Origin of the sequence: Streptomyces sp. NPDC088252 (assembly GCF_044740965.1) — a bacterium.
Lineage (GTDB): Bacteria > Actinomycetota > Actinomycetes > Streptomycetales > Streptomycetaceae > Streptomyces.
This window is the reverse complement of sequence record NZ_JBIURS010000008.1, coordinates 271,289-294,908: the sequence shown is the minus strand read 5'-3', so window position 1 is coordinate 294,908 and position 23,620 is coordinate 271,289. Positions and strand designations below refer to the sequence as shown.

22 protein-coding genes and 1 pseudogene are annotated in these 23,620 nt (G+C 71.0%); 12 read left to right on the top strand and 11 right to left on the bottom strand.

The genetic code is table 11. The features are described from left to right. Positions 1 to 210: 210 nt before the first annotated feature. The 3 genes from ACIOHC_RS19175 to ACIOHC_RS19165 form a co-directional block, all read right to left on the bottom strand. Entirely contained in the window at positions 211 to 756 is a 546-nt protein-coding gene (locus tag ACIOHC_RS19175; protein WP_351082249.1) for a YciI family protein, read from the bottom strand. Positions 757 to 859: 103 nt separating this feature from the next. Then, complete coding sequence (locus ACIOHC_RS19170) at positions 860 to 1,714, bottom strand: ABC transporter permease (RefSeq protein WP_351082248.1); 855 nt, start codon at positions 1,712 to 1,714, stop codon at positions 860 to 862. Then, positions 1,711 to 2,631 carry an ATP-binding cassette domain-containing protein gene (locus ACIOHC_RS19165; RefSeq protein WP_365692900.1) on the bottom strand — a complete coding sequence of 307 codons (921 nt, stop codon included), beginning with the start codon at positions 2,629 to 2,631 and terminating at the stop codon, positions 1,711 to 1,713. Before ACIOHC_RS19165 ends, ACIOHC_RS19170 begins: the two co-directional genes overlap by 4 nt. A gap of 209 nt (positions 2,632 to 2,840) precedes the next feature. Between ACIOHC_RS19165 and ACIOHC_RS19160 the strand changes: the two genes are divergently transcribed. Next, positions 2,841 to 4,019 (top strand): sensor histidine kinase, encoded by a 1,179-nt coding sequence (locus ACIOHC_RS19160; protein WP_401843266.1) that lies wholly within the window; start codon positions 2,841 to 2,843, stop codon positions 4,017 to 4,019. Further along, positions 4,016 to 4,678, top strand: coding sequence for a response regulator transcription factor (locus tag ACIOHC_RS19155; protein ID WP_351082242.1), 663 nt, complete (start codon positions 4,016 to 4,018; stop codon positions 4,676 to 4,678). The genes ACIOHC_RS19160 and ACIOHC_RS19155 overlap by 4 nt, the downstream gene beginning before the upstream one ends. Before the next feature lie 49 nt (positions 4,679 to 4,727). On the opposite strand, the gene ACIOHC_RS19150 is transcribed toward ACIOHC_RS19155, so the two are convergent. Continuing rightward, the gene (locus ACIOHC_RS19150; RefSeq protein ID WP_365692896.1) at positions 4,728 to 5,120 is read right to left on the bottom strand and encodes a hypothetical protein; all 393 of its coding nucleotides are present in this window, start codon (positions 5,118 to 5,120) and stop codon (positions 4,728 to 4,730) included. A 270-nt stretch (positions 5,121 to 5,390) separates the two neighbouring features. On the opposite strand from ACIOHC_RS19150, the gene ACIOHC_RS19145 reads away from it, so the two are divergent. The 4 genes from ACIOHC_RS19145 to ACIOHC_RS19130 all read left to right on the top strand — a co-directional run bounded on the left by ACIOHC_RS19145 (position 5,391) and on the right by ACIOHC_RS19130 (position 9,888). Continuing rightward, entirely contained in the window at positions 5,391 to 6,320 is a 930-nt protein-coding gene (locus ACIOHC_RS19145; protein WP_401843264.1) for a TIGR03619 family F420-dependent LLM class oxidoreductase, read from the top strand. A 697-nt stretch (positions 6,321 to 7,017) separates the two neighbouring features. Continuing rightward, positions 7,018 to 7,638: an amidohydrolase family protein gene (locus ACIOHC_RS19140; RefSeq protein ID WP_389638647.1), complete on the top strand. Its 621-nt coding sequence runs from the start codon at positions 7,018 to 7,020 to the stop codon at positions 7,636 to 7,638. Positions 7,639 to 7,722: 84 nt separating this feature from the next. Continuing rightward, complete coding sequence (locus ACIOHC_RS19135; RefSeq protein ID WP_389638648.1) at positions 7,723 to 9,027, top strand: amidohydrolase family protein; 1,305 nt, start codon at positions 7,723 to 7,725, stop codon at positions 9,025 to 9,027. 150 nt (positions 9,028 to 9,177) lie between these two features. After that, positions 9,178 to 9,888 carry a GntR family transcriptional regulator gene (locus ACIOHC_RS19130; protein WP_351082233.1) on the top strand — a complete coding sequence of 237 codons (711 nt, stop codon included), beginning with the start codon at positions 9,178 to 9,180 and terminating at the stop codon, positions 9,886 to 9,888. A gap of 123 nt (positions 9,889 to 10,011) precedes the next feature. On the opposite strand, the gene ACIOHC_RS19125 is transcribed toward ACIOHC_RS19130, so the two are convergent. The 5 genes from ACIOHC_RS19125 to ACIOHC_RS19105 form a co-directional block, all read right to left on the bottom strand. Continuing rightward, positions 10,012 to 10,308: a hypothetical protein gene (locus ACIOHC_RS19125; protein WP_365692890.1), complete on the bottom strand. Its 297-nt coding sequence runs from the start codon at positions 10,306 to 10,308 to the stop codon at positions 10,012 to 10,014. Positions 10,309 to 10,813: 505 nt separating this feature from the next. After that, positions 10,814 to 11,314, bottom strand: coding sequence for a nucleoside deaminase (locus ACIOHC_RS19120; protein WP_351082229.1), 501 nt, complete (start codon positions 11,312 to 11,314; stop codon positions 10,814 to 10,816). Positions 11,315 to 11,427: 113 nt separating this feature from the next. Next, positions 11,428 to 11,898 carry a cyanase gene (gene cynS, locus ACIOHC_RS19115; RefSeq protein ID WP_401843263.1) on the bottom strand — a complete coding sequence of 157 codons (471 nt, stop codon included), beginning with the start codon at positions 11,896 to 11,898 and terminating at the stop codon, positions 11,428 to 11,430. A 49-nt stretch (positions 11,899 to 11,947) separates the two neighbouring features. Beyond that, positions 11,948 to 12,562, bottom strand: a complete 615-nt coding sequence (locus ACIOHC_RS19110) for a carbonic anhydrase (RefSeq protein WP_401843261.1) — start codon at positions 12,560 to 12,562, stop codon at positions 11,948 to 11,950. 312 nt (positions 12,563 to 12,874) lie between these two features. Further along, positions 12,875 to 13,588, bottom strand: a complete 714-nt coding sequence (locus tag ACIOHC_RS19105; protein WP_365692887.1) for a GntR family transcriptional regulator — start codon at positions 13,586 to 13,588, stop codon at positions 12,875 to 12,877. A gap of 206 nt (positions 13,589 to 13,794) precedes the next feature. Here ACIOHC_RS19105 and ACIOHC_RS19100 point away from each other — a divergent pair, with 206 nt between their 5' ends. The 4 genes and pseudogenes from ACIOHC_RS19100 to ACIOHC_RS19085 all read left to right on the top strand — a co-directional run. Then, positions 13,795 to 15,072, top strand: a complete 1,278-nt coding sequence (locus tag ACIOHC_RS19100) for an amidohydrolase family protein (protein ID WP_401843260.1) — start codon at positions 13,795 to 13,797, stop codon at positions 15,070 to 15,072. Next, positions 15,069 to 16,574 carry an APC family permease gene (locus ACIOHC_RS19095; RefSeq protein ID WP_365692883.1) on the top strand — a complete coding sequence of 502 codons (1,506 nt, stop codon included), beginning with the start codon at positions 15,069 to 15,071 and terminating at the stop codon, positions 16,572 to 16,574. The genes ACIOHC_RS19100 and ACIOHC_RS19095 overlap by 4 nt, the downstream gene beginning before the upstream one ends. Before the next feature lie 244 nt (positions 16,575 to 16,818). Continuing rightward, positions 16,819 to 17,727 (top strand): transcriptional regulator CynR, encoded by a 909-nt coding sequence (gene cynR / locus ACIOHC_RS19090; protein WP_365692881.1) that lies wholly within the window; start codon positions 16,819 to 16,821, stop codon positions 17,725 to 17,727. 151 nt (positions 17,728 to 17,878) lie between these two features. Next, positions 17,879 to 18,049: pseudogene (locus ACIOHC_RS19085) on the top strand (SDR family oxidoreductase); the annotation flags it as partial. Between the two features lie 34 nt (positions 18,050 to 18,083). Here the strand turns inward: ACIOHC_RS19085 and ACIOHC_RS19080 are convergent. Further along, positions 18,084 to 18,689: a TetR/AcrR family transcriptional regulator gene (locus tag ACIOHC_RS19080; protein ID WP_351082218.1), complete on the bottom strand. Its 606-nt coding sequence runs from the start codon at positions 18,687 to 18,689 to the stop codon at positions 18,084 to 18,086. A gap of 183 nt (positions 18,690 to 18,872) precedes the next feature. Between ACIOHC_RS19080 and ACIOHC_RS19075 the strand changes: the two genes are divergently transcribed. Together ACIOHC_RS19075 and ACIOHC_RS19070 are read left to right on the top strand one after the other, a co-directional pair. Further along, positions 18,873 to 20,291: a cytosine permease gene (locus ACIOHC_RS19075; RefSeq protein WP_365692879.1), complete on the top strand. Its 1,419-nt coding sequence runs from the start codon at positions 18,873 to 18,875 to the stop codon at positions 20,289 to 20,291. 80 nt (positions 20,292 to 20,371) lie between these two features. Then, positions 20,372 to 22,015 (top strand): amidohydrolase, encoded by a 1,644-nt coding sequence (locus tag ACIOHC_RS19070; protein ID WP_365692877.1) that lies wholly within the window; start codon positions 20,372 to 20,374, stop codon positions 22,013 to 22,015. Positions 22,016 to 22,270: 255 nt separating this feature from the next. Here ACIOHC_RS19070 and ACIOHC_RS19065 read toward each other — a convergent pair whose 3' ends face one another. After that, positions 22,271 to 23,095 carry a serine hydrolase gene (locus ACIOHC_RS19065; RefSeq protein WP_351082267.1) on the bottom strand — a complete coding sequence of 275 codons (825 nt, stop codon included), beginning with the start codon at positions 23,093 to 23,095 and terminating at the stop codon, positions 22,271 to 22,273. Positions 23,096 to 23,620 lie beyond the last annotated feature (525 nt).

Here is a 23,620-nt window from a genome sequence, read left to right as displayed (position 1 = left end):
GGCGTCGGTCCGGTACTGCTCTCGCTCAGGCACCTTCGGAGTACCGGGCCGTCGTCCCGTGGGTTGCGGAGGAACCGAACACCCGTCGGCGTGAACCCGCGGATCCACCGGCGTGTGCCGGACCGATGCATCTGCGGGTGCGGGTGAATCACGAGGATCCCGAGCGATCCGCGGGGCTTCGGCGATGACGTCGGCCCGGACGTCCTCGGGTCATGACGGCCGCCCGCCGAACTGCCAGGCGTGCACCTCGATGTCGGCGTACCGGTCCGGGGTCAGGACGGCGCGAGCCGCGCCCGGGTTCGGTGCCCGGACCAATGCCGCCGTGCCCAGCCAGGCGGAACCGTCGTCGGACAGCATCGGCCCGTAGGCGATCAGCTCGTCGCGACCGGGCGGCGCTGCGAGGTCCGCGGCATGCCCCGTGCCGAAGCCGAGCACCAGGTACCGGTCGCCACCGGTCCGGCCGCCGGGGAAGTCCCACATGGTGCGCCCGAGTGTGTTGTGCCATCGTCGCAACAGCACGTCCCGGTACACACCGGCCTGGTGGTTCGGCTCGGCGAAGGCGAACGCGCGGGCGGCGGCGGGATCGGGCAGGTCGACGATGTGCACGCTGCCGGTGGGTGTGTCGCCGGCGAGGGTCGGGCCCCGCGCGATCATCTCCTTCGCGTACTGGTCCATGTAGGACCAATGATCTTCCAGCAGCTCGTCGCGCAGAGGTACGGAGCCGGGACGGTCGCGGTGGTAGCAGAAGAACTCCATGCCCATAGAGTCCCTTCGAGAAGATCTTCGAGTCGAGCGGGTTTCACCGCGGTGACTGCTCGACAGCCTCACCCGGCAGCTCGCGTGCACCCCGAGGGAACGGTCACACGTCGCGGTGCCGCACGACGACCACCGCGAGTGCGACCGCGATCAGCGGCCAGAGGACGTACACGATCCAGGAGCCGGGGACCGTGGCGGTGTACGCGAGGGATTCGGGATCCGGCGGCCAGTTCTGGACCAGGCGTCTCCAAGCGGTGACCGGCATCGCGTGGTTGACATCGGCGGACCAGAGCGTGCTCTGCGAGAAGAGTGTGGGAAGCATCAGCAGCGTGAAGACGGTGGTGACCATGGTGGTGGCACTGTGCCGGATCAGGACGCCGAGACCCAGGCCGACCAGTGCGCAGACCGGGGCCAGCAACGCGGACGCCACCAACGCCCGGAACACCCCGGGGTGGGTGAGCGTGACCCCGGCGTGCCGCCCGTCCAGGATGGCCTGGGAGACCAGGAAGGAGCCGATGGAGATGACCGTACCGACCACGGTCCAGAGCGCGGCGGCGACGACGGCCTTGGCCAGCACCACCGCGCCGCGGGCGGGGACGGCCACGGTGGTGGTCCGGATCAGCCCGCTGCTGTACTCGCTCACGACGGTGAGGGCGCCGATGCTGCCGGCGACGAGCATCAGTGTCCAGTAGCCGCCCGACGGGTAGGCGGTGAAGGGGAGGAAGGCGGGGGGTTGCCGCGTGCTCGGGCCGGAGCCCGCGAGGTTGTCGTACTCCGCCAGTGCCGACGCGGCGGCCGACCCGATGACGAACACGGTGGTGAGTGCGATCGTCCACGGCGTGGAGCGCAGGGATCGCATCTTGATCCACTCCGAGGCGAGCAGGTCGCGGAAGCGGGCGGGCGGCTCGGCGACGGGCGCGGCGGAAGGGGTCGGGGCAACGGAGGCGAGCTTGGTCATCGAGGCTGTCCTGCCAGGTATTCGACGCTGTCGGCGGTGAGTTCCATGAAGGCCTCCTCCAGTGAGGAGCTCCGGGTGGTCAGCTCATTCAGCAGGATCCGGTGCTGGAGGGCGAGAGCTCCGATCCGGTCCGCCGGCAGCCCGGTCACGACGAGCTTCTCGGCGCCTGGTGAGCCCTCCGGCTCGACCGACGCGCCCGCGCCGGTCAGCACCGCTGCCAGTTCGGCGATCTGTGGAGTGCCCACCACGATGCCGAGGCGGGTGCCGCGGGCAGCGAAGTCCCGTACCGACTCGGCGGCGATCAGCCGGCCGCGGCCGATGACGACGAGCCGATCGGCGGTGTTCTCCATCTCCGACATCAGGTGGCTGGAGAGGAAGACCGTGCGGCCCTCGGCGGCCAGACGCCGGAGGAGGCGGCGCACCCAGAGCACGCCCTCGGGGTCCATACCGTTGATCGGCTCGTCGAACATCAACACGGGCGGGTCGCCGAGGAGGGCGGTGGCGATCCCGAGCCGCTGCTTCATGCCGAGCGAGAAGCCGCCGATGCGACTGGTCGCCGCCTCGGCGAGGCCCACCTCGTGCAGCACGTCGGCCACCCGACGCAGCGGGATGCCATTGCTGCGGGCGAGGGCGGACAGGTGGGCCGCGGCGGTGCGTCCACCGTGGACCTGGCCGGCGTCCAGGAGGGCGCCGACGTGCCGCAGACCGCGTGGGTGGGTGTGGAAGGGGACGCCGCCGACGGTGGCGGTGCCGCCGGTGGGTGCGTCCAGGCCGAGGATCATCCGCAAAGTGGTGGTCTTGCCTGCCCCGTTGGGGCCGAGGAATCCGGTGACCTGGCCCGGTCGCACGGTGAAGGACAGACGGTCGACCGCGATCCTGCTGCCGTAGCGCTTGGTGAGTTCGTTGACTTCGATCACGCGGTCAACCATGCCGGGAGGTCCCCGTCCCGGGCATGGGGCCGTGGATGGCAATCGCGCGGCCGGGTCAGCCCGCGGGTGTACATCCCCGGGTCGATGCCGCGCGGGCGGTGGCTGGCTAATGTCGCGGCGGGGACGCCGCGCCGGCCACCCCGTTGCCTGCGCGCGTTTTCGCCTCGCAACCTCCCTCCGGAAAGGACACACCGCCGATGACGAGATCGAAGGCCATGGCCCGGGCGGGGGGTGTCCTGTACCTCTTCGCGCCGGTTCTGCTGGTAGGAGGTGCGCCGCGGGCCTCGGGCACGGTCCACGGTGTCGGGTCGCTGCTCGCTGCGAGCCTGCTCGTCGGTGTGCTGCGACGGGCACCACTGATGGCTCTGGCCATGACGCTGTTCGGTTCCACCGTCGTGGTGGTGTTGACTTCCGGCTCCGCCCCAGCGAGCCGGTCGGTGACGTTTCAGGGCGAGTTCCTGCCCTGTGCGGCGGTGGATCTTGTCCTCGGTTTCATCGTCGCCACCCGCACGCGGCGAGCGTCGATCGTCGCCGTGGCGCTGTCCTTCGCTGCGCAGATTCTGTTGATCGGCGGCTTCGCGCACGGGGACAACCTGACGGTCAATGGTGTGATCGCCTTCTTGGCGATGGCCGCAACCTGCATGGTCGGTCTGCTGAGTCGCGAGCGTCGCGAGCACGCGGCGGCGTTGCGTTCGCAGGAGGTGGTCGAGGCCGTGACCGCCGAACGGCTGCGGATCGCGCGGGAGCTGCACGACATGGTCGCGCACAGTATCGGCATCATCGCCATCCAGGCAGGGGTGGGGAGCCGGGTGATGCGGACGCAGCCCGCGGAGGCGCGCGAGGCGCTGCGAGTGATCGAGGCCACCAGCAGAGAGACTCTGTCGGGGCTTCGGCGCACGCTGGTGGCGCTCCGGCAGGCCGACCCGGGTGGCGTGGCGGACCCGGAGCAGGACCCGCTCGCGCCTTCGCCGGGTCTGGCGGACGTCGAACGACTGGCGGCGGCGACCGCCGACGCGGGGGTACGCGTCGATGTGCGCCGCAGTGGGAAGGAGCGCCCTTTGCCGGCCGACATCGATCTGTCCGCCTACCGTATCGTGCAGGAGGCGCTGACCAACGTGGTCCGCCACGCGGGCGCCGGGCATTGCCGGGTGGCCATCGACTACGGGGACGAGGAGCTGTCCGTGGAGGTCGTCGACGACGGGCGGGGCGCCGCCGAGAACGGTTCGGCACATGGCTTCGGCATCGTCGGCATGCGGGAGCGGGTCGGTCTGCTGCACGGCCATCTCAGTGCCGGGCCGCGTCCCGAGGGCGGCTTCCGGGTGGCGGCTCGGCTGCCGCTGCCCGAACCCGTCGCCGTTCTGGCGGAGGCCCGATGACCGTCCGGGTCGTGCTCGCCGACGACCAGCCGTTGGTGCGGTCCGGTCTGCGTGTGCTCATCGCCGATCAACCCGACCTGGAGGTCGTCGGCGAGGCCGCCACCGGCACCGACGCGGTTCAACTGGTCAGGGAGGTCAGCCCGGATGTCGTGGTGATGGACATCCGGATGCCCGGCATGGACGGGATCGAGGCCACTCGGCGGATCACCGCCGGGCCGACGGCCACGCGTGTCCTCGTCCTGACCACCTTCGACGAGGACGACCACGTCTACGGCGCGCTCCGGGCCGGCGCGAGCGGTTTCGTGGTCAAGGACATGGCGCTGGACGACATTCTCGCGGCGATCCGAGTCGTCGCCGACGGCGACGCGCTGATCGCGCCGGGTGTCACGCGCCGTCTGATCGCGGACTTCGTCAGGCGCCCCGTGGCTGCCCCGGAGCGCTCCCCACGGCCGGTCGAAGGCCTCACCGAGCGGGAGCGGGAAGTGCTGACCCTGGTCGGACGCGGCCGGTCGAACACCGAGATCGCAGAGGATCTCTTCATCACGGTGGCCACCGCCAAGTCGCACGTGTCACGGCTGTTCACCAAACTGGGCGCCCGGGACCGGGTTCAGCTCGTGATCACCGCCTATGAAACAGGGCTGGTCACGCTGCCTCGCTGAGCGCGTCCCCGCGTCACGCGAGCCCGGCACGATCCGAACGGGACAGCCCTCAGGGTTTCAGGGCGCGCTCGACGCGGAGGCGGGCTTCGTCCAGACAGGCGTTCAGACTGGTCCGGGGCATCGGTGGCTCCGGGACGTGCGAGCACATGCGCAGCGGTGTGTTGAGCCAGGCCCACTCCTCGGCAGCGGGGTCCGTGGGGCCGCCCGCCTGTTCCGCGACCGTGTCGTGGAGGCGGTCCGGGTCCGCGAGCAACCGGCCGAGGCTGTCCAGCGTCACCCGGTCGGCGGGGACGGCATCGCGGATCGCCAGGACATAGAGAGCGACGGCCAGAATCGCGCGGATGCGCATCGCGTCCCAGGCGGTCATCACGCGTCGGTTCGTGAGCCCGGTCGCGCGGTGCAGCGCGGCCGTCCACTCCGTTGTGCGCCGGTCGGTGGTCATCGCTTCGTCTCCCCCTGGCATCCGCAGGACCACCGGCCGGAGCCGGTGCCCCGGTGGTCGAGAACCCGGACGCCTCAGCGTAGTCCGCTGGTGTCCGCCGGGGAGAGCACGGGCGGACGCGCACGAGACCCGCACACTCGGGCCGGTCCCGGGAACATGTGGTCGGCCGTCCGCCCCACGGGGCCTCGACACGCTTGAACGCGCGCCGGGCAAGGAACAAGTGGGTACCTTACGGTAGTTGCCCCATGGTCATCGTGAAGGAGTGCGTACATGACGGTCTCACTCGGTCTTGGTCTCCCGCAGATGAAGCAGTACGACATCGGACGCGATGTGGCCACCGTCGCGCGCGTGGCGGAGGAGGCCGGGTACGCGAGTCTGTGGGTCTTCGAGCGCGTGCTGTTTCCCGAGCCCGCGACCCAGGGGCTGTACGGTGTGCCGGGACTGCCGTGGCCCGACCAATATCGCAGTGTCGCCGATCCGCTGGTCACCCTTGCGCTGGCCGCCGCGGCGACCGACCGGGCGCGGCTCGGGACCAGCGTCCTGGTCGCGCCGTTGCACGTGCCGTTCCAACTGGCCCGTTCCCTCGCCTCACTGGATGTGGCGAGCGGTGGGCGAGTGGTCGCGGGCCTGGGCACGGGATGGTCTTTGGACGAGTACGCGGCCGCATCCGTCGCGCCCTTCGAGAGGCGAGGCGCGGTCCTGGACGAACTGCTGGACGTGTGCGCGGCCGTCTGGGGACCGGACCCCGTCTCCTACGAGGGCGAGCTGACCACCATCGCCCCGTCCGAGGTCGGCCCCAAGCCGGTGCGCCCCATTCCGGTCTACCTGCCCGCGAACAGCCCGCGTGCCAATCGCCGGCTGGTGGACCGGGCGGACGGCTGGATGCCCGTGGCCGCGGGAGCCGCTCAGCTGGCCGAACAGTGGCAGCGGGTTCAGGACATGGCCGCCGAGCGAGGACGGGGGCGTCCGCTCGACGTCTGCGCCCGAGCCAATGCGCGGTACAGCGCCAAGCCGATCGAGGGCACGGGCCGCCAGCCCTTCCACGGGAGCGTGGCACAGATCGTCGAGGACCTGGTGGCGCATGCGGAAACGGGCGTGCCGGAGTTCTTGCTGGACCTCCAGGGCGCGACGCGTGACGCCGCGGAACTGATCGACGTGGCGACCGAGGTCTACGAGGCGGCGCGCGCCGCGGGCGTCTGACCGAGGTGTGAGGGTGTCCGGGCCCGCTGCCCGGCGGGGACGGGGCGGACACCTTCACGCGGCCTCACGCGGCCGGCCCCGTTGACGAGCCCGATCCGGGTGCCCGTACCGGTCGCGAGGCGTGATCGAAGGGGTACCGGGGCGACGGGTTCGTGCTCGCATGCCCTCGGGCCGTCCGCACGCGCTGTGCTCCGATAGGCCGGGCGCCCCTCACCACCGCTCGGCGGCAGTCCCTCCTCTGATGCCCCCCCACGGCCTCTCCGCCCGGCCGCCCTCCTCCCCGCGCACGGCGGAATCTCCCTCTTCGGGCCGCATGACCGGAACATCGACGGGGCCTTCGCGGCAGAAGCGCACGTCGCGCTGCGACGCACGCCGACGAGGGACGGAAGGCGGCCGGGACAACGCCCGGGCGTCACCGCTGCCCGGCGCCGGGCGGGATCCGTCCGATGCGCACTCCGTAGCGGCTCTTCCGGCCGCCCCTTTGTCAGTCCGATGCCGCTCCTGTCCGTGGTCGCCCACGGCTGTTGCCGCGCGTGCCGGACTGTCGCGTTCATTTGTATACCGAGAAGCGATGAAGGGGCTGCATGTAGGTGATCCATCAGGCATATCTATCGGATGACTGTGCGAGTTCTTGTCTCGTAACATGTCTTGGTATACAAACTGGCCCGGCCGTACATCTCATATCGAGGAGCCCGCCATGTGTGTCGATTCCGTGCCGCCCCCGCCCGGCCGCGTCACGCGGCGCGGCGTGCTCGCCGGGGCCGCCGCTCCGGCGGGCACCGTCGCGGCCCTGTCCGCGGCCCCGCCGGCGGCGGCACCCGGACACGGCCCGGGGAGCGCGGTCGCTCGTGCGGGCGACCTGGTCATCGAGGGAGGCACGTTGCTCGACCCGGCGACCGGTGACGTCACCGAGGACGCCGTCGTCGTGATCCGTGCGGGCATCGCGCGCGAGGCCGGGGCGCGCGCACGGGTCGAGGTCCCGGACGATGCCCACCGCCTGGACGCGCACGGACGCCGGGTGCTGCCCGGACTCGTGGACGCGCACATCCATCTGAACACCGCCGCCGAGGCGCGAGAGGCGGTCCGCCAGGGCGCCAGCGCTTCACGCCTCTCGGCGCTCGACGCGATCCGGGCGGCCACGACCCGATCCGCCCAACTCCTCAGTCTTCAGCGGACGGTGGGCCCTCTCGCCCATGGCTTCGCCGGTGACGCGATCGTGGTGGACGGCGATCCGCTCGCCGACGTGTCCGTGCTCAAAACGCCACCGCACGTGGTGCGAGCGGGCTTGGCCCTCAAGGCCTCTCGTTTCCGCTTCTGAGACCTGGTGTCTCCGCCGATGGGCCGTCGCCGACGACCCGAAGCGGCCTCTGCCGCTGCCTCTCCCCGAACCGAAGGAATCCTGATGACGCCTCCTCCCTCCCCGATGTCCCGGCGCGGTGTCCTGGCCGGCGCCGCCTCTCTCGCGGGCGCCGGTGTCGCGCTGTCCGCGGCCGCACCGTCCGCCCAGGCCGGCCCCCGCAGCCGTCCCGGCCATGCGGTGATCTTCCGTGACGTACGGCCGATGGGCGTGGTGAAACCCGTGGATCTCACCGTCGTCGACGGCCGGATCACCGGCGAACAGGCCCCCCGGGGAGCCAGGGTGATCGAGGGTGGTGGGCGCATAGCCCTGCCGTCCCTGGTGGACGCGCACATCCATCCCGACAAGACGACGTGGGGCGGCTCATGGGTCTCGCGCGAACCGGCCAACAGCATCGCCGACTTCGCAGCCCAGGACGTGGAACTGTTCCGCAGCCAGCGCCGGACGGTGGGAGAGCGGGCCCACGGGCTCATGGCACACGCCGTGACCCGCGGAACGCGGGCGATGCGGGCACACGCCGACATCGCTCCGGCCTACGGACTGACCTGCGTGGAGGGACTCGCGCAGGCACGCGAGCGGCTCAAGCACGCGCTCGACGTGCAGATCGTGGCCTTTCCGCAGCATGGCGTGGTCCGTGCTCCCGGCACGGCGGCACTGCTCGAGCAGGCGGCTCGGAGCGGGCTCGTGGACATGATCGGCGGGATCGATCCGATCAGCTTCGACCAGGCGATGGACGAGCAGCTGGACCTCGTCTTCGGCCTTGCGGAACGGTACGGCGTCGGCGTGGACATCCATCTGCACGACCGGGGCGAGAAAGGCTTGACGGTGCTGCGCGGCATCATCGACCGAACCCGGACCCTGTCCTTGCAGGGCAGGGTGACCGTCAGCCATGTCTTCTGCCTGCCGGGCCTCTCCGACACCGAACTGGCCGCAATGGCGGAGGACCTCGGTGACCTGGACATCTCCTTGACCACCGTGGCGCCCAGCGAGTCGCTCGTCCTGCCGATCGCGAGACTGCGGGAGCACGGCGTACGGGTCGGGCTCGGCTCGGACGGGGTGCGCGACTCCTGGAGCCCCTTCGGCAACGCGGACATGCTCCATCGGGCACACCTCCTCGGCTGGGTCACGGATGTGCGCCTCGACGAGGAGCTGGCGGCCTGCTACGAGGTCGGCGCGCACGGTGGCGCCGATGTCATGCGGCTGCCCCGCGCCGACTTCTCGCCGGGTTCTCCGGCCGACTTCGTCCTGATGCGGGCCGAGTGCCTGCCACAGGTGCTGGTGGACGTGCCCGCACGGGACGTGGTGGTGCACGGCGGCCGCGTGGTGGCGCGTGACGGCGAGCTGACATGACCGCCCCGTCCCGCCGTCCCGCCGTCCCGCACCGGGCGGCGCCCCGTCGTCGGCCCACCCGCATAGGGTGACGGGGTGTCCGGTGTCCGCGAGGGCTCAGCGACTCGTGGGCACCGGGGCGGACGAGAGGGCACAGAAAGGACGCCGTACGTGACGGCAAGCACCGACCGGCAGGACGACGGAGGAGAGCCGTCGGCCACCGCGCCGCGCACGCCACTGAGCGAGCTCGCGCGCCGGGCCATCAGGGAACGCATCATCGACGGCAGCTACGCGCAGGGCGCCCGTGTGGTGGAACGCGAGATCGCCGAGGACCTTCGGATGTCGCGGGTGCCGGTTCGCGAGGCGTTGCGTGCGCTGGTGGAAGAAGGCCTGCTGGACCTGTTGCCGCACAGCGGTGTGCGAGTGCGCCGGCTGGAGCGCTCCGATGTGCAGCATCTGTACGACGTGTGGGAGCCGCTGGCCATCCAGGCATCGCGCCTCGCGGCCCGCCGCGTGGCCCTCTCCTCGGCCGGGGAGGCCGCTGACCTGGCGGCCCTGCGGGTCGCACTGGAACAGGCCGAGGCCGCCGCGGCAGCGGGGGAACGGACCCGGGAGAACGACGCGGGCACCGCCTTCCACGACCGGATCGTGGCGCTGGCGGACAACCCGTTGCTGGCCCAGCTCATGCAGCGGCTGAACGGGCAGCTGCGCCTGCTGTTCGGGCTGAACACGGAACCCGCGCCCATGCGCGCGCAGCACAGTGAAATGTACGAACGCATCGCCGCGGGAGACGTCGAGGCCGCCGGGGCGATCACTCTGCTCCACGTCCGCAAGAGCAGAGAGCTCGCCCTGCGGTCCGTCACCTCCACATCCGGCCCCTGAGGGCATCCGCCACGCCGCTGGTCGGGCATCGCGGTCCTTCACGAGCTCGGACGCGAACGCTCCTACCCGCGCAGCATCCGTGCGATCTCGGTGTAGTCCTTCTGCTGGGCGGGCTGGAGCGGCTCACACCATTTCGTCGCGGGTCTCCGGATCGGCACCGCGCTCGATGGCATCGCGTACGGCGTCCGTGGCGCCGGAGCGCGCCGCCCTGAGCAGGTCCCGGTCGGCCGCCGGATCTGCGGGGGAGCGGGTCGGCGCACGCGTCGGCGACTTCGCGGGTGAGGGGGTGGTGGGCCCGGCCGGAGCGGTTCGCTGCCGGGCGGTGGTGTCGCTGCCGGACTGGGCGGTGCAGGCGGTGGTGAGCACGAGCACGCCTGCCGGCGCCGCGAGCAGACGGACGGAGTGCCGTACGGGTGTCATGGTTCCTCTCTCGGCTCGGGCGCCGGCGGGTACCCGAGGCCTTCGACCGGTGGGAAGCGCAAAGATGACGGACCGGGTGGATGGGTGGGCGCCGCCGCATCCAGTCTCATGCCGGGCGCGGGCCCGTGGTCGGTGAAGCGGATCGGGGAGTGGGGCGGTCCGGGGGACTGCGGTGTCGGCCGAACGGTCGATGCGCCGTGCCCGGAGGCCGGTCGTACCCGAGGATCGGGCGCGACCGGCCCCCGCGCCGCGGATGTGGCCGGTCGTGTCGTGTCGGCGTTCGGTGCGTCGCGGAGGCGGAACCGGCCCACGCGAGCCCGGCCTGATCCGCACGACGAGCCCTGGTGCTGTGACCGGAAAGGTTCACCGGCTCGCGGCGTCCGGCACGGCGCCCCGCCGCGTTGTCGCATCCCCCGAGCGCGTCCGGCACGAGGGCGATCCTCCGCCCTGCGACGCACCGCGCCGGACGCTGCGAGCTTCCCGGCAAACCTTTCCGACCACAGCATTAGCCGGCGGTCGGTGCGCCGGGGACGCGGCGCTCGCCGCCGTTCCGCTCCTGCCACAATCGGTAGACGTCGACGGCAGCGTCCTGGGGATCGTGACGCATCGGCAGGCGGCGCTCGGCGTAGTCCTTGGCGAACTCGCCGTAGAAGGTGGCGAGTTCGAAGTACTTGCGGTCGTCCACATAGTGCGGCTCGTAGGCGTCACGCGTGGTGAGGAAGACGACCTCGTCGGGGGAGCAGTAGTACAACGACCCCAGGCACATCGGGCAGGGGTGGGCGAGCACGTAGACGGTGGTGCCGATCAGGTGCTCGGTGCCGAGCTTCCTACAGGCCTCACGGATGGCGAGGATCTCCGCGTGGGCGGTGGGGTCGGAGGTCTGCGCGACCTTGTTGGGGCTTTCGGCGAGGATCTCACCGTCCTTGACGATGACGGTGGCGAAGGGGCGCCCGCCCTCTTCGACGTTCTGGCGGGCGATGTCGATGGTGCGCTGGGCGAAGTCCATGCGGGTCCTCCGGCGGAATTCGGCGCCTGGCGGGCAGGCGGAGTCACGAGGAAAGGAGAGGGCGGGCCGGAGACGGCCGTGGCGTGTGCACCGGCCCGCCGTGGTTGTGTCCGTCAGAAGGGCTTGGCCGGAAGGTACTTGCCGTCGAGTGTGATGACGGCACGCTCACCGCCCTCGGGGTCTGCGACCTTCTTCACATCCAGCTTGAAGTTGATCGCGCTGATGATCCCGTCCCCGAACTGCTCGTGGACGAGGGCCTTGAGAGTGGTGCCGTAGACCTGGAGCATCTCGTAGAAGCGGTAGATGGTCGGGTCGGTCGGAATGCCGCCGGGGATCGATCCGCGGGTCGGGATGGTCTGCAGCAGCATCACCGCGTCGGCATCCAGGTCCAGCAGCTTCGCGACGGCCTTGGCGGCCTTCTCCGGAAGGGCGTGCTGGCCGAGGACGGCGGCGGTGACGAACGCGACCGACAGCTCCGCGGCGTCGGCGATCTGCTGCCAGGTCAGGTCCTTGCGAGTCTTCGCCTCGACCGCCGCGGCGGCGACGAGCCGGCGGGCGGTGGGGTCGAACTGGGCGTGTGTCATGAGAAGGATTCCTTTCTGCGGCACCGGCCCCGAGGTGTGGCCGGCGAGTTCAGCGGGTGGCGGGTCGGGCCGGGGCCATGGCGGCGTCGACCGTCTCGATGGCGCCGCTCGCGATGTCGAACACCCAGCCGCGCAGGGTGAGCTTCCGGGCGGCCAGGGCGTGGACCACCGAGGGATGGGTGGCCAGGTTCTGCAGCTGTGCGGCCACATTGGCCCGCACCAGGGCGTCCACCGCGGACGTGCCCGGTAGGGTGGGGCCGGCAGCGGCACGGGCGCGTGCGGCGTCCGCGTGGCGCAGCCAGCCCGCGATCACCGGTGCGGCGCTGAGATCGTGGTCCTCGGCCAGCGTGGTCATGGCTCCGCACGCGGAGTGGCCGCACACGACGATGTCGCTCACGCCCAGCACGGCGACGGCGTACTCGATGCTCGCCGCGACACCGTCCGGGACCGCGGCGTGGGCCGGGACCAGGTTGCCTGCGGTACGGATGACGAACAGTTCGCCCGGTTCGCTCTGCGTGATCAGTTCGGGGATCACGCGGGCGTCGGAACAGCCGATGAACAGCGTCCTCGGCCGGTGGGTCGTGGCCAGACGGGCGAACAGCCCCGCCTTGGCGGGAAAGACGTCGCGGCGGAAACGGGCAGGGCCGTCTGTGAGGTCGTGCATGGTCACTCCCTTCGGTGATTGCCGGCCCGACGGGCTGACGTAGTTCACCATGCATGAGCTGTATCTATAGTGTCCAAGACTTGTTATCCATTACATCTATTGATCGCATCTATGGCTCACTGTGTGGGGAGTCCGTCAGGGCTCGGATGCTGATCGCCCTCGGAATGCGCCGGGGTGTGCCGGGTGTCCAGTGCCGGGTGCCGCGCTCGGGAACCGGCGACCGGATACGGATGGCGTGTGCGGCGGGGCGTGGCGCGGCGCGGTCGGACGGGGGTGTGGGCGGGGCCTTTCCCTACGCGGTGGGATTCGCGGTCAGGACTGCGCCGAACCGTCCTGGTTCCCGGCGGTGCCCGAGGACAGGTAGCGCATCGCGGAGGCGCGCGTGCCCGCAACGTGTGCGCGGGCCAGCTCCTCGGCCCGTGGTGCGTCGTGGTCGCGTATGGCTTCGTAGAGCCGCTCGTGCTCGCCGCACATCGGGTCACCGTCGTCGAGGGCGGAAGTGAGGCGGAACAGGCGCCGCAGACGTGCGTCGAGGGGGCTCATCAGGTCCTGCAGCAGGGGGTTGCCGGACGCCTCGACGATCCGCCGGTGGAAGTCCGCGTTGTGGGTGACCGCCTCGCGCAGCCGACCCGCTTCGGAGGCCTTGCGGCTGCGGGTCAACAGGTGCTCCATGTCGCGCAGTTGGGCATCGGTGGCCCGACGGGCGGCCAGGCCTGCGGCCAGGCCCTCCAGCTTTTCGCGTACGTCGAAGAGGTGCTCGGCGTCCTCCGTCCCGAAATCGGCGACCACCGAGCCGCGCCGGGGCTGAACGGTGAGGAATCCCTCCGACTCCAGCCGCTGCATCGCTTCCCGCAGCGGGATCCGGGACACGCCGAGTTCCTCGGCGAGCTCCCGCTCCACCAGCCGGTGCCCGGCCGGGTACTCGCCCTCGATGATCCGCTCGCGCAGCTCGGTGTAGACCCGGTCCCGCAGGGACTGGTGGGTGTCGCCGATCGAGGCGCGGCGGTCGGGGCGACGGGTGGTCATGGGTGCGGCTCCATGCGCGGCTGGGCGGACCGGGGGCGGGCCCGGATGTCTCTGATCATCGCAGACGGGGAAAACCGATCCCCGGCAACCATTGCTTGGTATTCGGTATACCAGCTAACTTGTCGATACCCGCCGCCCACCAGCATCTTCCCGGCCGCAGCCGGTGGTGAGGCATGGCGTGAGACGTACGAACAGTTGGAGGAACCGTGTCGCAGCATGCCGACACCCCGTCGTCGATCCTGTCCGCGCCGACCGTCCTCGTGGACGCCACCCTGGCCGATGGCCGCCGGGTCGACGTCTTCCTGGGCGACGGACGCATCACGGCCGTCGAGGACCACCGGTCGGAACCCTCCGGGGACTCCCGCACAGGATGTGACGCCGGGGCCGTCCGCCTCGACGGAGCGCTGTTGCTGCCCGCCCTGGTCGACGGGCACGCCCACCTGGACAAGACGCTGTTGGGCGCACCCTGGCAGCCGCACCGGGCCTCCGCCACCCTGCGCGAGCAGATCGCCGACGAACGGGCCCTGCGCAAGGAGATCGGCGTCCCTGTCGCCGATCGCGCCACGGCACTGGCTGAGCGCATGGTGGCGCTGGGCACCGGCCATGTCCGCTCGCACGTCGACATCGACCCGGACGTGCGACTGGAGAGCCTGCACGAACTCCTGGGCGTACGCGAGCGGTTCCGCGACCGGCTCGGCATTCAACTGGTGGCCTTCCCGCAGAGCGGAGTGGTGACCGAGCCGGGCGTCGCGGACCTGCTCGATGCCGCGCTCGCCGAGGGTGCCGACCTGATCGGCGGACTCGACCCGGCGGGATTCGACGGCGACGTGAACGGCCAGCTGGACATCGTCTTCCGGCTGGCGGAGCGCCATGGTGCGGGCATCGACATCCACCTGCACGAGGGCGGCGAGACCGGTACCTTCCAACTGCGCGCCATCGCCGAGCGAACCGCCGCGCTCGGGCTGGGAGGCACCGTCGCCGTGAGCCACGCCTACGCGCTCGGTGACGTCGACGACGCCGAACTCGACCGCACCGCAGACGCGTTGGCCGCGGCCGGGGTGGCGATCATGACCAATGGACCGCGCCACTCCATGCCTCCCGTGCTGCGCCTGCGCGACCGCGGCGTGCGGGTCTTCGCCGGCTCCGACAACATCCGCGACTCCTGGTGGCCCTACGGCACCGCCGACATGCTCGAACGCGCCACCATCATCGGCCTGCAGGGCGGCCTGATGAGTGATGACGAACTGCGGTACGCGGCCTCGCTGGTGACCGACGATGCCGCCGCCGCGCTGGGCCTGAGCGACTACGGCCTGGCGCCGGGGCGTCGCGCCGACCTGGTGGCGGTCGCGGCGGGCGGGGTGCCCGAGGCGGTCGCGGCCCACCCGCAGCGCCTGCTGGTGCTCCACGACGGCAGGATCGTCGGCCCCGCACCGCACGCAGCCGCCCCGTCCGGTGGTGCCCCCGACGTGCGAGGAGAGCGATGAGAGCCCAACCGCACCCGACGGCCGCCGTGAGCACGCCCGACACGGACGCGCCCGCCCCGGCCGGTCCGGACGGGGTCACCGGCACGCGCCTCGCCGCCGGCCGGATCGGCACCTTCGACCTGGTCTTCTTCGTGGTCGCGGCCGCCGCCCCGCTCACCGTGCTGGCGGGAGTGGCTCCCTTCGCCATCGGGATCGGCGGCCCGGGGGCCCCGCTCGCCTACCTGATCTCCGGAGCGCTCCTGGTGCTCTTCGCGGCCGGATTCACCGCGATGAGCCTGTACGTACGCAACGCCGGTGCCTTCTACGCGTACGTGGCCCGAGGTCTGGGCCGCACGCTCGGTGTCGGCATCGCCTATGTGGCCGTCGTCTCCTACAACCTCATCACCCCCGGAGTCGCCGCCGCCTTCGGCTACTTCGCCGCCGGGGCGATCCGGGACGCCACGGGAACCGACGTCCCCTGGTGGGCGCTCTCCGTCGTCTGCGTCCTTGCCGTCGGAGTGCTGGGCTGGCTCAGGGTCACACTCAGTGCCAAGGTCCTCGGAATCGCCCTGGTGCTTGAGGTGCTCTCCCTGCTCGTCATGGACGGCGGCATTCTGGGCAAGCGCGGAACCGCCGCTCTCGACCTGGGTTCCTTCGACCCCACCATACTTGCCGGCGGCGGAATCGCAGGCATGTTCGTGCTGGTCATCGGGGCCTTCACGGGATTCGAAGCGACCGCGATCTACGCCGAGGAGGCCCGCGACCCACGCCGCACCGTGCCGCGGGCCACCTTCATCGCCATCGGCTTCCTCGCACTCTTCTACGCGGCGGGTGTCTGGCTGATCATGGGCGCCTTCGGCACGGACATGGCCGTGACGATGGCCCGTGCCGCAGCCGGACCCGATCTCACCTTCCAGGCAGGGGAGTTGTATGTGGGCGCATGGCTGTCCGACACCATGCACGCACTCATCGTCGTCAGCGCCTTCGCCGCCGCGCTCGCCTTCCACAACGCCGCCGCCCGCTACCTCTACGCGCTCGGCCGTGAAGGACTCCTGCCCCGGCACCTCGGCAGGGTCTCCGCGCGACAGGGATCCCCGAGCGGGGCGGTGATCGCCCAGACCGCCTTCAACCTGCTGGTCGTCCTGGCGGGCGCCGCACTGGCCGCAGACCCCTACACCGTGGTCTTCCTGTGGACCAACAGCACCGCGGTCCTGGGCATCATGCTCATGCAGGCCATGGCCGCACTCGCGGTCTGGGCCTTCTTCCGCCGGGACCGGCGTGGGATGTCCGCGGCCCGGGTGGTCTGGGCACCGCTCGTGTCCTTCGCCGGACTCGCCGTGCTGACGGTCCTGGCCGTCTGCCACTTCGATCTGCTGACCGGTGAGACGGGAATGACGAACGTCGCCCTCCTGGCGCCGCTGCCCCTGGTCCTGGTGGCCGGCCTCTGCGTCGCGCTTCGGATCCGTAGGAACGATCCCCACCGGTACGCGTCGCTGACCACCACGGACGTGGAGAAGGACTGACCCGCGGGACGTGGCGGCCGGGGCGGCGTTCTCACCCCGCCCCGGCGCCTCGACGACAGGGTGCTCGCCCGGGATCGCGCGAGATGCCGGGTCGTCTCGCGCGCCACTTCCCGTCGGGCGCCTCCCGATTCGTTGCGCAGGCAGCAGCAGAGGGCAGCAGCCGGGGCGTGCCGGTGATGGCAGCTTCCATAGGTTCCACGGCGCAATTTCGGGATTGTCGATCGACCCGAACTATAATTCGGGCATGGGCCCGGAACTACGTCACCTCCGCTACCTGATCGCGGTGGCCGAGCACGGCAACTTCACCCGTGCCGCGGAAGAGCTGCGTATCTCGCAGCCGACGCTGTCGCAGCAGATCAAGCAGTTGGAGCGTGCCGTCGGCGTCCAGTTGCTCGACCGCAGCGGCCGCAGCGTCCGCCTGACCGACGCGGGTGAGGTCTACGTGCGCCACGCGCGGCGCGCACTGCGGGAGCTGGCCGCGGCCGACCGTGCGGTGCTCGACGTCGCCGACCTCTCCCGCGGCCATCTGCGCCTCGCGATGACGCCGACGTTCACCGCCTATCTCATCGGCCCACTCGCGCAGGAGCTGCACACCCGCTACCCCGGTATCACGCTGGAAGTGCGGGAGATGACGCAGGACCGCATCGAGGCAAGCCTGCTGGCCGACGAACTGGATCTCGGCATCGCCTTCGCGGGAACCCATCTGCCCGGCATCGTCGCGAGCGCGCTCTTCGCCGAGACACTCAGCCTGGTCGTCAGCGCGCAGCGCAACGGATCGCGCGACGGGCGGCCGCTGCCGGTGCGCGAGCTCGCGGACCAGCAACTCGCTTTGCTCAGCAGCGACTTCGCCACCCGTGGCCATGTCGAAAGCTACTTCGCCGATCATCAGGTCAGCCCGCCGATCGCCGTGGAGGCCAACAGCATCCAGGCCCTCACGGAGATCGTGCGGCGTACCGGGCTGCTGGCCACCGTTCTTCCCGACGCCATCACCGACGACCACCTCCACCTCACCCCCATTCCGGTCGACCCTCCCCTCCCCACCCGCATCGCCACTCTGCTGCGAAGGGAGAGCGGCTACGAGAGCGCCGCTGCCCGCGCCTTCACCCGTCTTGCACACGAGCTGGTGCGGGATCGTGGCTACGCGCCGGCCTGAGGACTCGCGGCACGCCGGCGCCTCATGACATGGCACCCCGTCTCTCGGCGTACGGCTCGGAAGCCCCATGCGGTTCCGGGCTGCCGTCATCCCGGCGTGTGCCCGCATCCGATGAGAACCGGCCGCCCGGGACGGGTGCGATGACGGGCTCGGCGATGTCCGCGAGGTATCGGCCGCCGGACGGTTCGGCACGCCCGACGAGGTAGCCGAGGCAGCGGCCTTCCTCCTCGGCCGTCAGGCCGGCTTCATCACGGGAGCCGACCTCCTGATGGACGACGGCGTCACCGCGGCCCTGCGCGCCGGCGAGCTGACCACCCCCTGACCGGCCGACCGCCCCGCACACGCTCTGCCGACACTCACTCCCGCTCCACCAGTCGCGCGGTCACGGACATCGCCATGCGCAGCGCGCTGTCGCGCCCCGCCCCGCCCTGGCCGAGGACCACGCGGGTGCTCAACCCGTCGAGCAGGGCCAGGAGTTCGGAAGCGCGGGTCGTCACATCCAGGTCCGCGGCGAAGCGGCCCTGCCGCACGCCCTTGGCGAGGAGTGATTCGAGGTCGTCCTGCCAGCCGCGGTCGATCTCGGCCTGGGCCTGGCGCAGCGGCTCGTTCGACGCCGTGCGCGCCCACAGCTCGATCCACAGCGTCCAGCGCGGGTCACGCGGTCCACGGGGAAGGTACAGCTCCAGGAAGAGTTCGAGCTTCCGCTCGATGCCGACCCGCCTGGTCAGCAACGCCCGGCGTTCATCGGTGAGCGCGTTCTCGCTCCACCGCAGTGCTTCCAGGAGCAGCAGGTCCTTGCTGCCGAAGTAGTAGAGGATGTGGCCGCCGCTGGTGCCGAGGCGCCTGGCGAGCGCCGACATGGTGAGCCCGGCCAGGCCGTCCTCGGCGATGGCGACCATCGCCTCCTCCAGCATCCGCTCCCGGGCCAGATGTCCGTCGCGCCGTCGCGCCGTCGTTGTCACGCCGCGCCTCCTCCTCCGTGTGCTCGGTGACGACCTTAAGGGCTGTCCCCCTTCGCGGCCGATCTTCGCAGAGGTCTTGACGAGGTGCCGGGAGCACATCTTGAATGCCGTTCTAACTTCTAGAACGACATTCAAAGTGAGGTGCCCGGCTGCCGGGCCACGAACGGACGAGGGGCAGGCCGCATGACGCAACAGGACACGACCACGAGGGCGGTGGGAGGGTCGACGGGCGCCGCCGACCAGGTCTTCCAGGTCGAGACCCACGGCATCGACCCGATTCCCGACGAGGAGCGCCACGGCAGCGCGAAGGACCTGTTCTGGCTCTGGTTCGGGTCCAACCTCACCTTCACCTACGTCATCAACGGTGCCCTGGCCGTCGCCTTCGGCCTGTCCTTCTGGCAGGCGACCGGTGTCGTGGTCCTCGGCGGCCTGTCGTTCTTCGCCATCAGCGCGGCCGGGCTCAGCGGCGTCCGCACCGGCACCGCCACCCTGGTCATCTCCCGAGCTCCCTTCGGCGTTCGCGGCAACTGGCCTGCCGGGATGCTCAATTGGGTGGTCAGCATCGGCTACACGATCCTCAACACCGTCGTCGGCACGCTCGCACTCGAAGCATTCTTCGCGGACACGGGAGTGGGGTCCGGCCGCACCGGGCGGGCCCTCGCGCTGCTGATCACACTCGCGTTGACCTTCGTCGTCGCGCTGTGGGGCCATGCCACCGTCCAGTTCGCCGAGCGCTGGATCGCGTACGTCCTCGCCGTCGGCTTCGCCGCGCTCCTGGTGTTCCTGCTGCCGGGCGCCGATACGGCCGGGGCGGCCGTCTCTCCCGGGGCGTCCGGGTGGAGCCTGGCCTTCGTCGTGATGCTGGCCGGGCCGTTCAGCTACGTTCCGATGCCGGCCGACTACACGCGCTACCTGCCGAGGACGACCTCGATGCGGTCGCTCACCTGGTACGGCGCCCTCGGCGGCTTCGTGTCGTCGGTCGCCCTGGGCATCGCCGGGGCGGCCGCCGCCACACAGACGGACATGACCGACGCCGTGGCCGGCACGGAACGACTGCTGCCGGGATGGTTCCAGACGCTCTTCCTCGCCCTCGTCCTCGGCGGCTCGGTGACCAACTCGATCGTCACCCTCTACTCGTCGAGCCTGAACCTTCAGGTGCTCGGCGTCCCCTGGAGTCGCTCCAAGGCCATCGTCATCAGTGCGGGTGTCACCGCCGCGGGCTCTCTCTGCGCGCTCTTCCTCACCGACTTCACCAGTTCGCTGCTGTCCTTCCTCTCGCTGCTGATCATCGTGTTCGCGCCCTGGGGCGGGGTGTTCCTCACGGACATGCTGATGCGCCGCTGCCGCTACGACGGGCCGGCCCTGCACGCCGGACCGGACGGCGCCTACTGGTACCGGTCCGGCTTCCACCCCGCCGGTGCGGCCGCGCTCCTGGCCGGCATGGTCTTCGCCACGCTCACCTGCGACTCCGAGCTGTGGACGGGCCCGCTGGTGGCCCCTCTGGGCGGCGCCGACCTGACCCTGCTCGGCTCGCTCGTCTCCGGGGCCGTCTACTGGGTGCTCGCCCGACGCACCGTGGCGCCGCACACCGACCCCTCCTGAACGGCCGCCGTGCGACGCCCGCGTCGGGCTCGCGCGGCACGGCCCCGTCGAAACACCCGTACCACTAGGAGTCACCTCATATGGCCATGGCCGCCCACCTCGTCCTCCGCAACGCCCGTATCCACACCGTCGACCCGGCGCTTCCCGAGGCGCAGGCGATGGCGGTGGTCGACGGCCGCATCGCCTGGCTCGGTCCCGACGCGGACGCGCCGGGATGGACGGGGCCGGACACCCGGGTGATCGACGCAGGCGGGAAACTGGTCCTGCCCGGGTTCATCGACGCCCACAACCACGTCCGGCTCGGCTCGGACGACGCCTGCGTCCAGCTCTCCGGCGCCCGTACGCTCGACGAGGTCCACGCCCGCATCCGGGCCTGGCGTACGGCCCACCCCGACGCCGAGTGGATCGAGGCGGAGGCCTTCGACTACTCGGCCGTCCCGGACGGCCGGATGCCGACCGCCGCCGATCTCGACCCGGCCACGGGTGACGTCCCCGCCTTCGTGCTGAGCTACGACGTGCACACCGCCTGGGTCAACACCGCGGCCCTGCGCCGTCTCGGCATCGACCGCGACCACACCGATCTGCCCTTCGGTGAAGCCGCCACCGACCCGGCCACGGGGGAGCCCACCGGCTTCATCACGGACTTCGCCGTCAAGGGCCTCTCCCGCGACGGCCACCGTGCCCTTCGGACGCTCGGCCTGCCGTGGGCCTCGGCCGACCGGCAGTACGGACGCCTCACCAAGTCCCTGGACGACGCCATCGGGTTCGGCATCACCACCGTGGTCGAACCCCAGAACTCGCTGGACGACCTGGCCCTCTTCGCACGCGCACGCGCCGAGGGCCGGCTCAGGTCCCGGATCGTCGCGGCCCTCTTCCACCCGCGCGGTACCTCGGACTCCGATCTCGACGACTTCGCCGCCGCCGCCCGCCGTTACGCCGACGACAGGATGCGGGTCGGACCGCTCAAGCTCTACATCGACGACGTCGTCGAGCCGCGTACCGCAGCCCTCCTCGAACCGTACGCGGGCTGCCGTCACCACAGCGGCGACACCTTCTACCCGCCCGAGGAGTTCGCGAGCCTGCTGGCGAAGCTCGACGCCCGCGGCTTCCAGTGCTTCGTCCACGCGACCGGCGACAGGGGGATCCGTACCGTCCTCGACGCCGTCGAGCACGCTCGCGCGGTCAACGGACCGAGGGACGCCCGCCACCAGATCGTCCACGTCGAGTGCCTCGACCCCGACGACACGCCGCGCTTCGCCGCACTGGGCGTGGTGGCGTGCATGCAGCCGCGCCACAGCGCCCCGGAGGTGGCGGGACCCGGCAAGGACTGGGCGGAGAACATCGGTGCCGGACGCTGGCACAAGGCATGGCCCCTGCGAAGCCTGCACACGGCGGGGGCCGTGCTCGCGCTCTCCAGCGATTGGAACGTGGCCGAGATGGACCCGATGATCGGGATCCACACGGCCGTCACGCGGCGGCCCCTCGGCGGTGGGGAGCCCTGGATGCCGCAGGAGACGATCAGCGTGGAGGCCGCGGTCCACGGCTACACGATGGGCTCGGCGTACGCCAACTTCCTCGAGAACGAACGTGGTTCGCTGACGGTCGGCAAGGCCGCCGACTTCGTGGTGCTCTCCCGCGACATCCTGCGCGCGGCACCGGAGGACATCCCCGGCACCGTGGCGGAGACCGTCGTCGTCGCGGGCCTCGTGGAGCACGGCGGCTGACCACCGACCACGCCGGAACAGGGCCCGACGTGACTCCGCGGTGCGGGAAGCGGCGGCGTGCGACGCCGGGATCGGACGCCGGCCGGACCGGCGTCCGCGGCCGCACCGACGCCGCAACACCGACGGCTCTCCACGGAGCCGGTCGTGGTGTCCGGCCCCGCGCCGGGCACCACGACCCGCACGCCGGTCCCCACCCGGCTCGCACCGCGCGGACCCGCCGTGCCCCGGACGGTTCTCCGTTCGGAGGTTCTGTGCTCAGCGGCTCGCCGTCGCAGCGGCAGCCGCCAGGTCGCGATGGACGAGACGGGCCGCCCCCTCGACCGTGGCGACGCCGTAGTCCATGGTGCGGTTGCCGGTCGAGAGGACGACCATGGCGTAGTCGTGACCACTGCCGGTGAAGGCGCCCACGCTGTTCACCCGCCACCCGTCGGTGGCGCGCGGAAGCCAGCCGTTCTTGACGTGCACGGTCGCCGTGGCGGGCGATCCGGCAGGCACTCCCCACCTCTGGCCCGGGACGACGTGATTCATCAGCCCGAGCGCGTAGCTGCGCGAGGAGGGCGCGAGCACCGTGTTCTCCGTTGTCGTCAGCAACTGCATCAGCCGGAGCTGGTCGCCCGCGGTGATCTGGGTGAGGCCCCAGCTCCGCCCCGTACCGGGAACGGTGTGGTCCATGCGGGCCAGCGCGAGGAACTTCTTGAAGCCGGCGGAACCGATCTGGTGCCAGAGGGCAGAAGTCGCGTCGTTGTCCGACTTGGTGATCATGGCGGTGGTCAGTTCCACCTCATGCGGAGTCAGCTTCCGCTGCGCCTCCTCGGCCTGCCGCAGCAGTGCGCCGAGCACCGAGACCTTGACCACGCTGGCGGAGTCGAAGTGCGTGTCGGCCTTGAGTCCGCAGGTGGTTCCGCTGGCCCGGTCGTACAGGGCCAGCGACGATGTGCCCTCCCGCCCGGCCAGCGCACCGGCCATGTCGTGGGCGAGCTGGGCGGCCAGGCCGGGCTTCTTCGAGGTGCAGACGACCTTCGCGCCACCCGCCGAGGCGCTGACGGTGTCGGCCGAGGCCGGGGTTGCCACGGCGCACATGGTGAGCAGCGAGGCTGCGGCGAGGGCAGTTGCCAGAGCGGGCCGCGAGCAGGTCGTTATGCGTGATCCGTACATGAGGGCTGTGTCCTGTCTCGCGTGTGCCATAGGTCATGTCGCCGGACCCCGCGGTCGGCTGCGAGCCGGGCCACTGAAGTGTGTGGTCGCCACCGCTCAGCGACATGGCTGCAGCGGGTCGCCCGCCCCGGCATCTGTTCGGGCCGCGGAGAATCACCGATGAACGGGATGCGGGGCGCGGTCAAACCGGATCGAATCCCAATTCATAGGACACGGTGACCCTACGGGGCCCGGAGATGAGAACCCTCGATTTTTAGGGCGAAATGCCTGATGTGTCGGTTTTGTCGAAGTGTGATGTTCGCCAAATCTGTTCTGCCGCGGATTCCGTGATCCGTTGCTGGGAGCGAGAGGGAGCCGCGAGCTCGGTCGAGGCACCGGAACCGGCCGCACTCTCGCACTCGGCGGACGTGAAGGCCGCGGAGTCACCGACTGGGCAGCGCCCGTCGGGCC